This is a genomic window from Variovorax sp. Soil_C_12, assembly GCF_057657375.1.
In genome coordinates this window covers 24,677-36,812 of the sequence record NZ_JBDGIO010000001.1, presented here as the reverse complement: position 1 = coordinate 36,812, position 12,136 = coordinate 24,677, and the positions used below count along the sequence as shown (strand labels likewise).

At 69.5% G+C, this 12,136-nt stretch carries 9 protein-coding genes; 4 read left to right on the top strand and 5 right to left on the bottom strand.

The window, feature by feature from the left end; translation table 11 throughout:
* Positions 1–4 precede the first annotated feature (4 nt).
* The 4 genes from moeA to AC3A6X_RS00155 all read right to left on the bottom strand — a co-directional run bounded on the left by moeA (position 5) and on the right by AC3A6X_RS00155 (position 4,037).
* On the bottom strand, positions 5–1,318 hold the full coding sequence (gene moeA / locus AC3A6X_RS00170; RefSeq protein WP_487840290.1) for a molybdopterin molybdotransferase MoeA: 1,314 nt from the start codon (positions 1,316–1,318) through the stop codon (positions 5–7).
* Positions 1,319–1,393: 75 nt separating this feature from the next.
* Positions 1,394–2,044, bottom strand: a complete 651-nt coding sequence (mobA, locus tag AC3A6X_RS00165) for a molybdenum cofactor guanylyltransferase MobA (RefSeq protein WP_487840289.1) — start codon at positions 2,042–2,044, stop codon at positions 1,394–1,396.
* Positions 2,041–3,165 (bottom strand): GTP 3',8-cyclase MoaA, encoded by a 1,125-nt coding sequence (gene moaA, locus AC3A6X_RS00160; RefSeq protein WP_487840288.1) that lies wholly within the window; start codon positions 3,163–3,165, stop codon positions 2,041–2,043. The genes mobA and moaA overlap by 4 nt, the downstream gene beginning before the upstream one ends.
* 110 nt (positions 3,166–3,275) lie before the next feature.
* On the bottom strand, positions 3,276–4,037 hold the full coding sequence (locus tag AC3A6X_RS00155) for an SDR family oxidoreductase (protein ID WP_487840287.1): 762 nt from the start codon (positions 4,035–4,037) through the stop codon (positions 3,276–3,278).
* Positions 4,038–4,167: 130 nt separating this feature from the next.
* Between AC3A6X_RS00155 and AC3A6X_RS00150 the strand changes: the two genes are divergently transcribed.
* Positions 4,168–5,073 (top strand): ZIP family metal transporter, encoded by a 906-nt coding sequence (locus AC3A6X_RS00150; protein WP_487840286.1) that lies wholly within the window; start codon positions 4,168–4,170, stop codon positions 5,071–5,073.
* 3 nt (positions 5,074–5,076) lie between these two features.
* Here AC3A6X_RS00150 and AC3A6X_RS00145 read toward each other — a convergent pair whose 3' ends face one another.
* Positions 5,077–6,510, bottom strand: a complete 1,434-nt coding sequence (locus tag AC3A6X_RS00145) for an aldehyde dehydrogenase family protein (RefSeq protein WP_487840285.1) — start codon at positions 6,508–6,510, stop codon at positions 5,077–5,079.
* Positions 6,511–6,712: 202 nt separating this feature from the next.
* Here AC3A6X_RS00145 and AC3A6X_RS00140 point away from each other — a divergent pair, with 202 nt between their 5' ends.
* The 3 genes from AC3A6X_RS00140 to AC3A6X_RS00130 all read left to right on the top strand — a co-directional run bounded on the left by AC3A6X_RS00140 (position 6,713) and on the right by AC3A6X_RS00130 (position 12,136).
* Complete coding sequence (locus AC3A6X_RS00140) at positions 6,713–8,287, top strand: DUF4214 domain-containing protein (RefSeq protein WP_487840284.1); 1,575 nt, start codon at positions 6,713–6,715, stop codon at positions 8,285–8,287.
* An 85-nt stretch (positions 8,288–8,372) separates the two neighbouring features.
* Positions 8,373–10,712: a peptidase domain-containing ABC transporter gene (locus tag AC3A6X_RS00135; protein WP_487840283.1), complete on the top strand. Its 2,340-nt coding sequence runs from the start codon at positions 8,373–8,375 to the stop codon at positions 10,710–10,712.
* Positions 10,709–12,136 (top strand): HlyD family type I secretion periplasmic adaptor subunit, encoded by a 1,428-nt coding sequence (locus AC3A6X_RS00130; protein WP_487840282.1) that lies wholly within the window; start codon positions 10,709–10,711, stop codon positions 12,134–12,136. Before AC3A6X_RS00135 ends, AC3A6X_RS00130 begins: the two co-directional genes overlap by 4 nt.

The following is a 12,136-nucleotide window of genomic DNA, read 5'->3' as shown; positions in this document are numbered from 1 at the left end:
GATCCTAGATCACGCCTTCGAACATCATCACGTCGACCAGGTCACCTGCCGCCACGCTGCCCTGCGCATGGTGCAGCACGACCAGGCCATTGGCCTCGACCATCGAGCTGAGCACGCCGGAGCCCTGGTTGCCGGCGATGCGCACCTCGGGCAGCGAGCCCGGCACCGGCTCGACGCGGCCGCGCTGGTATTCGGTGCGGCCCGGCTTCTTGCGGATCGCATCGACGCTCCTGGCGCGCAGCAGGGGCGGCGGGGCGCAGCCCTGTTCGTGGCAGCCCATCATGCGCAGCAGGGCCGGCCGCACGAAGGCGAGGAAGGTGACCATCACTGCCACCGGGTTGCCGGGCAGGCCGAAGAGCGCGGCCGTGCCGCCGGCCTCGCGCGACTTGGGAATCAGGCCCACCGCCATCGGCCGGCCGGGGCGCATCGCCACTCGCCAGAAGGCCATGTCGCCCTGCTGTTGCATCACGGCGCGGGTGTGGTCGGCTTCGCCCACGCTCACGCCGCCGCTGGTGATGATGGCGTCGGCCTCGGTCGCGGCGCGGCGCAGCGTGTCGGCCAGCGTGGCGGTGTCGTCGCGCACCAGGCCCAGGTCGATCACCTCGCAGCCGAGGCGGGTGAGCAGGCCCAGCACGGTATAGCGGTTGCTGTCGTAGACCGCGCCTTCGCGCGGCATCTCGCCCAGGCTCAGGATCTCGTCGCCGGTGGAGAAGTAGGCCACGCGCAGGCGGCGCAGCACCGGCACCATCGGCAATCCGAGGCTGGCCACCATGCCCAGCGCGGCGGGCGACAGGCGCTCGCCGCGCAGCAGGGCGGGCTGGCCCTGCTGCAGGTCCTCGCCGGCCAGGCGGCGGTTGTCGCCGCGCCGCAGCGCCTTGGCGGGAAAGCGCACCTGCTCGCCCTCGACGAAGCAGAACTCCTGCGGGACCACGGTGTCGAGGCCGGCCGGCATCACGGCGCCGGTCATGATCTTGACCGCGTCGCCCGGCGCCAGCGTGCCGCGCCAGGGCGCGCCGGCGAGCGCGGTGCCGGCCACGCGCAGGCTCACCGACGCGTCGCTGGCGGCGTCGGCGGGCAGCAGGGCGCCGTCGAAGGCGAAGCCGTCCATGGCCGAGTTGTCGTGCGGCGGCACGCTCACGGGCGAGACGATGTCCTCGGCCAGCACGCGGCCCAACGCGTCGCGCAGCGCGATGCGTTCGGTCTGCGTGACGACGGCGGATTGCGCGAGGCGCGTCAGGAAGTCCTGCACCGCCTCGACGCCGAGGGCCTTGGGGTCGTAGCCGGCCAGTTCGGCGGCGATCTCGGCAATGCGGCTCACTGGAGTACCTTCGCCTTCGGCTACGGTGCTATTCGCCTTGGGAGCGGCCCGGCGGCTCATGATGGAAGCAGAGGGTCAGCGTCGCTGGGCTTCGAGCGCGTGCAGCTCGGCCAGCGTGTTGGCGTTGAAGAAGGCGTCGGGCGCATCGCCCGGGCGGTCGAAGGGCGCCAGCGCCGTGCGGTGCTGGGCGGTCCAGCGGTCGATCTTGCGGCCGCCCTCCTGGGTGAAGCGCACCAGGCTTTCGAGCAGGGTGGCGCGCAGCAGGCAGAACACGGGCTGGGGGCGCAGGGCCGACGCGCCATCCGCTTCGGCCGCGGCCTCGGGGGCGTTGACCATGGCGATCTCGGCGTCCTGCGCCAGCAGCGCCTCGCCGAGGCGCTGCGCCAAGTCGAGGGGGAACAGCGGCGTGTCGCAAGGGACGGTGAGCAGGTAGGGCGTCTCGCAGCGCTCCAGCCCGGTCAGGAAGCCGGCCAGCGGCCCGGCATAGTCGGCGAGGCCGTCCGGCCAGACCGGCACGCCGAAGGATTCGTAGGCCGCGAGGTTGCGGTTGGCATTGATCATCAGCTCGCCGACCTGCGGCGAAAGCCGCATCAGTGCGTGCAGCGCGAGCGGCGTGCCGTTGAAGTTCTGCAGGCCCTTGTCGACGCCGCCCATGCGCGAGCCGCGCCCGCCGGCGAGGACCAGGCCGGTGATCTCGCCGGCAGCGATGGCATTGGAAGAACTCATCCGCCGATGTAGCTCATCTCGACACGGCGCGCCCCGCTGGCCGCCTCCGCGTCGGGGCCGCGCAGCGCGCGCAGCTCGGAGTAGCGGTCGGCGCGGCCCTGCCAGATGTGGCCGATCGCGGAGGCGATCTGCGCATCGTCGGCATCGCCGCGCAGCAACGGCCGCAGGTCGTGGCCGCTGGTCGCGAAGAGGCAGAGGTAGAGCTTGCCCTCGGTCGACAGGCGCGCGCGGGTGCAGTCGTGGCAGAAGGCCTGGGTCACGCTGCTGATCACGCCGATCTCGCCGCCGCCGTCGCGGTAGGCCCAGCGCTGCGCGGTCTCGCCGGGGGCGGTGGCGTCGAGCGGCTCGAGCGGGAACGCCTCGGCGATGCGTTGCAGCACCTCGGCGGAGGGCATCACCTCGTCCATGCGCCAGCCGTTGGTGGCGCCGACGTCCATGTACTCGATGAAGCGCAGCACCACGCCGGTGCCGCGGAAGCGCCGCGCCATCGGCAGGATCTCCTGCTCGTTGGTGCCGCGCTTGACCACCATGTTGACCTTGATCGGGCCGAGCCCGGCGGCGTGTGCCGCATCGATGCCGGTGAGCACCTCGGCCACCGGGAAGTCGACGTCGTTCATGCGTCGGAACACGGCATCGTCCAGGCCGTCGAGGCTGACGGTGACGCGCTGCAGGCCCGCGGCCTTGAGCGCGGCAGCCTTGCGCGCGAGCAGCGACCCGTTGGTGGTCAGCGTGAGGTCCAGCGGCTTGCCTTCGGGCGTGCGGATCGCCGCCAGCTGTTCGACGAGGAGTTCGAGGTTCTTGCGCAGCAGCGGCTCGCCGCCGGTGAGCCGGATCTTGTGCACGCCATGCGCGGCGAAGATGCGCGCGAGCCGGGTGATCTCCTCGAAGCTCAGCAGTGCGCTGTGCGGCAGGTACTGGTAGTCCTTGTCGAAGACTTCCTTGGGCATGCAGTAGCTGCACCGGAAGTTGCAGCGGTCGGTGACGCTGATGCGCAGGTCGGTGAGCGGGCGCGCGAGCCGGTCGAGCAGCACTCCGGTGGCCGGCATTGCGTGCGCCGGCAGCGGCGCGGCGCGGCGGGCGCGGCCGATCTGGGAGACGGGGACGATGTGCTTGCTGCTCATGGGGAAAGGCCAATTTAACCCATTGCCGGGCCTGGCGCCCCCTGGTGACTACTTGACCACGGCGGCGTAGATCATGTTGCGCTGCCGCACCAGTGGACCGTGACGGTCCACTAGACGCAGCGCGCGCCGTCGACCTCGATGCAGACGCCGCTGATGAAGGCGGCCTCGTCGCTGGCCAGGTAGAGCGCCGCGTTGGCCACGTCGAGCGCGGTGGAGAAGCGGCCGAGCGGGATGGTGGCGAGGAACTTGGCCTTGCGTTCCTCGGTGATCGGACCGCCGGCGAACTCGGCTGCCAGGCCGGTGTCGGGGTTGAACACGGGGTTGATGCAGTTGACGCGGATGTTGTCCGGGCCGAACTCGGCGGCCAGCGACTTGCTGGTGGTGATCACCGCGCCCTTCGAGCCGTTGTACCAGGTCAGGCCGGGGCGCGGACGCACGCCGGCGGTGGAGGCGATGTTGATGAACGCACCGCCGCCGTTGGCGCGCAAGGCCGGCACCGCATGGATCGTGGAGAGGTAGATGCTCTTCATGTTGACCGCAAAGCAGCGGTCGAACTCGTCCTCGCTCACTTCGAGGGCGGGGCGGTTGCGGTGGGTCCAGCCGGCGTTGTTGACCATCACGTCGAGCTTGCCGTGGCGCTGCACCGCGGCGGCGACCAGGGCCTGCACCTCGGCCGACTTGGTGACATCGGCCGCGAAGAAGGAGGCCCTGCCGCCGGCGCGCAGGATGGCCTCGACCACCTGTTCGCCGAGCGCGGTGTTGATGTCGTTCACGATGACCTGCGCGCCCTCGGCCGCCAGCCGCTTGGCAATGCCTTCGCCGATGCCGCCGCCGGCGCCGGTCACGATGATGGATTTGTCCTTGACGCGCATGCTTGAGTCTCCAGGGATGAGGGAAGAAACGGGCAAGTGTAGGCACCTCGTCGCCGCCCCGGGCTGCCTCTATCGGGAGCATTGAAATTCCCGAACCACGATCCAGATGAGAATTACTATCATCTGACTCATGAACCCAAGCTCCTCCCTCGCCAGCGCCGCCGGGCGCCCCTCCTGGCCCTTGCGGCAGGCCCTCGGGATCGCCATCGTGCTGGCCGGCGTGCTGGTGCTGGGCGCGCAGTTCTGGCAGTACGCGGCCAGCCGGCCGGTGGTGCTGCAAGCGCTGACCGGCGGCTCGATCGCGGCGCTCGCGACCGCGCTGGGCACCTTGCCCATCGTGTTCTCGCAGCGGCTGTCGGACCGCACGCAGGACACCTTGTTCGGCTTCGGCGCCGGCGTGATGCTCGCCGCCAGCGCCTTCTCGCTGATCATTCCGGGCATTGCCGCGGCGCGCGCCGCGGGCGCGGATGCCTGGGGCGCCGGCGGCATCGTCGGCAGCGCGATCCTGCTGGGCGGCCTGGCGCTGCTGGTGCTGGACCGGGTGCTGCCGCACGAGCATTTCATCAAGGGCGTGGAAGGGCGGGACACGCGCGCGCTGCGGCGCACCTGGCTCTTCGTGTTCGCGATCGCGCTGCACAACCTGCCCGAAGGCCTGGCGATCGGGGTCGGTTTTGCCGGCGGGGATGCGCTGCGCGGCAGCGCGCTGGCCACCGGCATCGCGATCCAGGACGTGCCCGAAGGCTTGGTTGTCGCCGCGTCGCTGCTGGCCGCCGGCTACCGCCGGCCCTTTGCGGTGGCGATCGGCATGGCCTCCGGCCTGGTCGAGCCGCTGGGGGCGGTGTTCGGCGCCGCGATCGTCAGCCACTCGGCGCTGCTGCTGCCCTGGGGCCTGGGCTTTGCGGCCGGCGCCATGCTCTTCGTGATCAGCCACGAGATCATCCCCGAGTCCCACCGCAAGGGCCACGAGGCCTTTGCGACGGGCGGGCTGATGGTGGGGTTCGTGCTGATGATGCTGTTGGATACGGCCCTCGGTTGATGCTCAGCCGTGGCGCACCGCCACGGTCTTGAGCGTGGTGAAGCCGTAGAGCGCCTCGAAGCCCTTCTCCCGCCCATAGCCCGAGGACTTGACGCCGCCGAAGGGCAGCTCGACGCCGCCGCCGGCCCCGTAGTTGTTGACGAAGACCTGGCCGCTCCTCACCCGCTTGGCCATGCGGAACTGGCGCGCACCGTCCTTCGTCCAGATGCCGGCGACCAGGCCGAACTGGGTGGCGTTGGCCTGCGCCACCGCCTCGTCTTCGTCGCGGAAGGACATGGCGGCGAGCACCGGGCCGAAGACTTCCTCCTGCGCCAGCCGGTGCGTCACCGGCACGTCGCGCAGCAGGGTGGGGGCCTGGTAGAAGCCGGTCTGCGGCGCTTCGTCGACCACCACGCCCTGGGCCACCATCGGGATGCCGGCATGCTGGGCGTCGGACAGGAAGTCCCAGACGCGCTGCTGCTGGGTCTGGCGGATCAGCGGGCCGACGTCCAGGTCCATGGCCGCAGGCCCCACCCGCAGCGCCTCGAAGGCCTGGCCCAGGCGTTCCAGCAGCAGCTCGTAGATCTCGCGCTCGACCAGCACCCGGGAGCCGGCCGAGCAGGTCTGGCCGGCGTTCTGCACGATGGCGTTGATCAGCACCGGGATGGCGGCGCCCAGGTCGGCGTCGGCAAAGATGATCTGCGGACTCTTGCCGCCGAGCTCCAGCGTGACCGGGCAGTGGCGCTCCGCCGCCACCTGCTGGATCAGCGTGCCCACCTTGGGGCTGCCGGTGAAGCTGATGTGGTCGATGCCCGGGTGCCGCGCCAGCGCATCGCCCACCTCGTGGCCGTAGCCGGTCACGATGTTGATCGCGCCCGGCGGGAACCCCACCTCCGCCGCCAGCTGCGCGACGCGGATCAGCGACAGGCAGGCGTCTTCCGAAGGCTTGACCACGCAGACATTGCCCGCGGCCAGCGCCCCGCCGACGCTGCGGCCGAAGATCTGCATCGGGTAGTTCCACGGAATGACGTGGCCGGTGACGCCGTGCGGCTCGCGCCAGGTGAAGACGCTGTAGCCGTCCTGGTAGGGGAGGGTCTCGCCGTGCAGCTTGTCGCAGGCGCCGGCATAGAACTCGAAGTAGCGCACCAGCGCCAGCGCATCGGCGCGCGCCTGCTTGACGGGCTTGCCGCAGTCGCGCTGCTCCAGCAGCGCGAGCTCGTCCGTGTGCTCGGCGATCTTCTGCGACAGCTTGTAGAGCAGCCGCCCGCGCTCGGCCGCGCTCTGCTTCTGCCAGCTGCCCTCGAAGCAGTCGCGCGCGGCGCGCACGGCCGCGTCGATGTCGGCGGCATTGCCGCGCTGCAGTTCGTCGAAGGGCTGGCCGTCCGACGGGTCCAGAACGGGGAGGGTTCGGCCGGAGGAGGAAGGGACGCTTTCGTTGGCGATGTAGTGGAGCTGCATGGCGTGAATTGTGGCGCGGGGGGAAGCGCCGCGCAGTCTTGCTCGGAAATGTGAGAAAAATTACTACGTAAAACTACCGCATCGTGTCATTGAAGACATACAAAACGTTACACTGCCCGGGCCCTGAAAGGGCCCCGCGCGGTCCCCAGCCCACCGCTCGGGCGCAAAAAGAATCAACAACTTACTCTTGAGGAACGGACGGATGGCGATTGTTAACGGCACCGCAGGCAACGACTTGCTGAGCGGAACTGCAAGCATTGACAGCATCGATGGCCAGGGAGGCAACGACACGATCTCGGGCTTCGAGGGCAACGACACCATCCGCGGCGGCGCCGGCGACGACTATCTGTTCGGCGATGGCGGCAGCGACACCATCTTCAGCGATGCCGGCCAGGACATGATCTGGGGCGGCGCCGGTTCCGATTTCATCGTCGGGAACGGGACCTGGAACGTTTGGGCGCGCTATGACTTCGATCCGGGCCCCATCAACGTGAACATGCAGATGGGCACGGTGGCCGACGGATGGGGTGGGATCGACACGCTGTCGCAGATCTATTCGGTCGCCGGGTCCAGCTACAACGACACGCTCGACGCCAAGGGCACGACCTCGATGATCGGCTTCATCGGCGGCGCCGGCGACGACAAGATCACCGGGGGATGGGCTGGCGACGTGCTCTTCGGCTCCGAAGGCAACGACACGATCGATGGCGGCGACGGCGCTTCGGGTCTGCGCGAAGGCGCGGTGGGCTCGGCCTATCGGCTCTACCGCGCGACGCTCGGCCGGGAGCCCGACGTGAAGGGCTTCGAGGACTGGGCCTATGCGCTCAACCACGGCATGTCCGTGGAGACCGCGGCCTCGCAGTTCCTGACCTCGCCCGAGTTCCAGGCGGTCTACGGCGCGCTCGACAACACGCAGTTCGTCACTCTTCTCTATAAGAACGTCCTGGGGCGCGCGCCCGATGCCGGCGGTTTGGCGGGCTGGGTCGGCTCGCTCAACGCCGGCGCTTCGCGGGCGAGCGTGGTTGCGGGATTTTCCGATTCGACCGAATTCAAGAACAACACCGCGCTGGAAGTGGACGCCTTCGCGACCTCGAAGGTGAGCAGCGAGCACCAGGGCCAGATCTACCGGCTCTACCTCGCCACGCTGGGTCGCGAGCCCGATGCCGGCGGCTTCCTGAACTGGATGAACGCGCTGGACACCGGCAGCCAGTCGTTGAAGACGGTGGTCGCAGGCTTCGTGGGCTCGACGGAATTCCAGCAGAAATATGGATCACTGAACAACACGCAGTTCGTCACGCTGCTCTACAAGAACGTGCTGGGGCGTGCGCCCGACGCTGGCGGCCTGTCGAATTGGGTGAACGCGCTGAACAACGGCATGAGCCGGGCCGATGTCGTGGTCGGCTTCTCGGACTCCGCCGAGTTGCGCTCGACGAGTTCCTACTGGTTCAAGAGCTACATGTCCAACGGCTTCGGCAGCTGGGCCGACTGGATCGAGGGCGGTGCCGGCAACGACGTGCTGATCGGCGGCCGCGGTGCGGACGACTTCTCGTTCCGCCTGTCGGACGGCGGCGGCAGCAACGATGTCTACGGCCTGGAGAACATCGACCGCCTCTGGTTCCACGGCTACGGCTACAACAGCGCGTCGGACGTGCTGTCGCACATGAGCCAGAACGGACAGAACGTCGTGTTCTCCGATGCGGGGCAGAGCATCACCTTCCACAACATGACGCTGGCGCAGGTCGCGCAGTCCAACATCTACCTGACCGCAACGGCGTAGCGCACCCGGCAATCGGCATGCAGGGGGCCGCTGCGCACGCGGCCTTCCTCTCGCCTGCCACGCCTCGAAGCACGCTGATTCCAGAGTGAACGATTCCGCCGCCTCCGCCCCAGCGCGCCTGGCCCTGTCCGCGCTGGAACCCATCGCGGCGCATTTTTCGCTGGGGCTGACGCCGCGCGCCATCGGCCAGTCCCTGGGCTGGCAGCCGGCGACGATGGTCACGCTGCAGGACATCCGGTGGGCCGCCCAGGCGCTCGGCCTCAGGGCCAGGCCGGTCGATGTCCGGCGCCGCGCCGCCGGCCGCCGGTTCGGGCGCAAGCAGGCGGGCGGACCCGCCACCGTTCCCGTTCCCAGCCTGCTGCTCGGGCCCGACGAGAAGATCGCCACCCTCGTTGCCCGGCGCTCGAACCCCGCTCCCCATCCGCCGGCCGGCGACGGAACCGGTCCTGCCGATGCGCAGTCGCAGCCGTCGCCCGGGGCCGCCGAAGAGTTCCTGCTGTGGGAGCCGGGCAACGCGCGATTCCGCTGGGTCGGATTGGAGGCGCTCACCGGCGAGTACGGCCAGCAAGGCGCGCTCACGGCGCTCGTGTTCCACCAGCCGCTGCGCCTGGCGACCCAGCCGGGCGGGGCGCCGCCGCGCTTCGGCCTCGCCTGGTTCGTCCCGCTGCTGTGGCGCTACCGCAAGCCGCTCGGCCAGGTGCTGCTCGGCGCCTTCCTGCTTCAACTCGTCGCGTTGACGACGCCTCTGTTCAGCCAGGTCATCATCGACAAGGTGCTGATGCACAAGAGCCTCTCGACGCTGCACGTGCTCGGCATCGGCATGGCCGGGCTCATCGTGTTCGAGGCGGTGACCAACGTGCTGCGCGGCTACATGCTGGCGCACACCTCGGCGCGGCTGGATGCCGGGCTGTCCAGCGATCTGTTCAGGCATCTTTTGAGCCTGCCCCTGCGCTACTTCGAGCAGCGCCAGGCGGGCGACACGTTGGCACGCACCCGCGAGCTCGAGAACATCCGGGGCTTCTTCACCGGGAGCGCCCTCACGACCTTGCTGGACGGCCTGTTCATCGGCATCTTCATCGCGGTGATGCTGCTCTACAGCATCAAGCTGACCCTGGTCGCGCTGATCGGCCTGCCGCTGCTCGCCATGATCAGCCTGGTCGCGCAGCCTCTCTTCGAGCGCGCCCTGAAAGCCCGGTTCGACCGAAGCGCCGAGGCGGGCAACTTCCTGGTCGAGAGCATCCAGGGTGTACACACCGTCAAGAGCCTCGCGCTCGGCGCCATCTGGCAGCGTAAGTGGGACCTGCTGGCGGCCCGGCAGGTCACGGCCGGCTTCGATGTGCAGAAGTTCGGCAACGCGGCCCAGAGCGTTTCGCAGGCCGTGCAGCGCGCCATGACGCTGGCCGTCCTCTGGGTCGGAACGACCCTGGTGATGGAGAACGAGCTGTCGGTCGGCGGCCTGATCGCGTTCCAGATGCTCTCCGGCCAGGTGCTGCAGCCGGTCGCCCGGCTGGTCGGCCTGTGGCAGAACTTCCAGCAGGTCAAGCTCTCGGTCGACCGGCTGGGCGACCTGATGAATGCGCGGCCCGAGTCCGTGGGCATCGAGACCCAGGCCATGCCGATGCTGCGCGGGCGCATCGAGCTGCAGTCGCTGCATTTCCGGTATCAGCCGGAGGCGGCCCTGGTCCTGCGCGACCTGAGCCTCGTCATCGAGCCGGGCGAGGTGGTGGGCATCGTAGGGCGCTCGGGTTGCGGCAAGTCCACGCTCACGCGCCTGATCCAGCGGCTGTACGGCGTGGAGTCCGGCCGCGTGCTGATCGACGGACAAGACATCGCCCACGGCGACGCGCAAAGCCTGCGCCGCCAGATCGGCGTGGTGCTGCAGGACAGCTTTCTCTTCGGCGGCACGGTGGCGGAGAACATCGCGATCGCGCAGCCGGGCATGCCGCTGGAGCGCATCGTCAATGCCGCCCGACAGGCCGGTGCCCATGACTTCATCGCCGGCCTGCCGCAGGGCTACGACACGCCGGTGGGCGAGCGCGGGGCGTTGCTGTCCGGCGGCCAGCGGCAGCGCATCGCCATTGCGCGCGCCCTGATGGGCGATCCGCGCATCCTGCTGCTCGACGAGGCGACCAGCGCGCTGGACGTGGAGAGCGAGATGGCCATCCACGCCAACATGGCGCAGATCTGCCGCGGGCGCACCGTGATCATGATCGCGCACCGCCTGTCGACCTTGCGCGACTGCCATCGCATCGTGGTGCTCGACGGCGGCTGCATCGTGGAGCAGGGCGCCATGCACGATCTGCTGGAGCAGGACGGGCCCTTCGCCAGGATGTGGACGATGCAGCAGCAGGACGTGGCGCACCGGCCGCCCCACCTGCGCCCGCTGCCGGCGCGCGCCATGCCGCAGCAGGAGGCCGCGGCATGACGATGCTGCTCTCCGCGAAGGAGCGGACCTTTCATTCCCCGGCGCTGGCGATCGTCGAGACCCCGGCGGCGCCGATGGCCTCCGGCCTGCTGTGGGCCCTGGCGGCGCTGCTCTTGGGCGCGATCGCCTGGGCCTGCATCGGCGAGATCGAGATCGTGGCCACGGCGCCGGGCCGCCTGATCCCCGACGGCCGCGTGAAGGTGCTGCAGACCATCGAGCCGGCGCTCGTGCGCGCCGTCCACGTGCGGGAAGGGCAGAGGGTGAAGGAGGGCGATCTGCTGATCGAGCTCGACCCCACCCTGTCGCAGGCCGATCTCTCCAGCAGCCAGCAGCGCCTGCAGCAGAACCAGCAGCAGATGGCCCGGCTGAGCATGGAGCTGAAGGGCCAGCACCTGCCCCAGGGCCTTGGCGGGGAAGCGCAGGCCAAGGCCCTGCCCGCGACGCTGACGCCCGGCCAGCTCGCCACCATCCAGGCACGCGAGGCCGCCTACGAGGCCAAGCTGGCCGAGGCGAGGGCCGCAGTCGAAGAGAAGACGAAGGCCATCACCTCGGCGGAGGCGACGCACACCAAGCTGCGGATCAACTTCGAGCTGGCCAGCAAGCGCTACCAGCAGAGCCTCGCCCTGGTCAAGGAAGGCTTCTTCAGCGAAGCCGAGCGGTTGAAGCAGCAGCAGGAGGTGGTCAGCCTGGAGCATGACCTGGCCGCGCAGACCCAGACGCTCGCGCAGCTGCGCGCCGGCCTGCAGGAGGCGCGCCATCGCCAGGCGGTGGTGGAGCAGGAGCGCAAGGTGCAGATCCTGGCCGAGGTCGAGCAGGCCAGCAAGGAGGGCATGGCGCTCCAGGCCGAGTTCGCCAAGGCGCAGCAGGTGAATGCGCTGAAGACCCTGCGCGCCCCCGTGTCCGGGGTGGTCCAGAGCATCGGCATCACCACGCTGGGCAGCGCGGTCGCAGCCAACCAGCCCCTGCTGACCATCGTCCCCGAGAACACGCCGTTGATCGCCGAGGTCTTCCTGAGCAACAACGACATCGGCTATGTCAGGGTCGGCCAGCCCGTCGAGCTCAAGATGGACAGCTTTCCGTTCACCCAGTACGGCGCGGTGGCGGGCACGGTCAAGTGGATCAGCGCCGATGCGGAATTCCAGAACCCGCAGGCGCTCGATCGGCAGAGCGGGCCGGGGCGACCGGGCCCGGCGAGCCAGCCCTTGGGCAACGACATTCCGGACCAGCGGGCCGGCGGCCTGACCTACCGGGCCCAGATCGCCCTGGCCTCGGGCGATGCGAGCATCCTCGTGAAGGGCCGCCCACAGGCATTGCAGTCCGGGATGAGCCTGCAGGCCGATATCCAGACCGACCGGCGCAAGTTGGTCCAGCTGCTGCTGAATCCGCTGGAGAAGGGCTGGACCGAGGGCGTCAGCGTTCGCTGA

Coding starts and splice junctions, on each gene's coding strand:
- mobA (WP_487840289.1), bottom strand. CDS start 2,044: ATGAGTTCTTCCAATGCCATCGCTGCCGGCGAGATCACCGGCCTGGTC.
- moaA (WP_487840288.1), bottom strand. CDS start 3,165: ATGAGCAGCAAGCACATCGTCCCCGTCTCCCAGATCGGCCGCGCCCGC.
- AC3A6X_RS00155 (WP_487840287.1), bottom strand. CDS start 4,037: ATGCGCGTCAAGGACAAATCCATCATCGTGACCGGCGCCGGCGGCGGC.
- AC3A6X_RS00150 (WP_487840286.1), top strand. CDS start 4,168: ATGAACCCAAGCTCCTCCCTCGCCAGCGCCGCCGGGCGCCCCTCCTGG.
- AC3A6X_RS00145 (WP_487840285.1), bottom strand. CDS start 6,510: ATGCAGCTCCACTACATCGCCAACGAAAGCGTCCCTTCCTCCTCCGGC.
- AC3A6X_RS00140 (WP_487840284.1), top strand. CDS start 6,713: ATGGCGATTGTTAACGGCACCGCAGGCAACGACTTGCTGAGCGGAACT.
- AC3A6X_RS00130 (WP_487840282.1), top strand. CDS start 10,709: ATGACGATGCTGCTCTCCGCGAAGGAGCGGACCTTTCATTCCCCGGCG.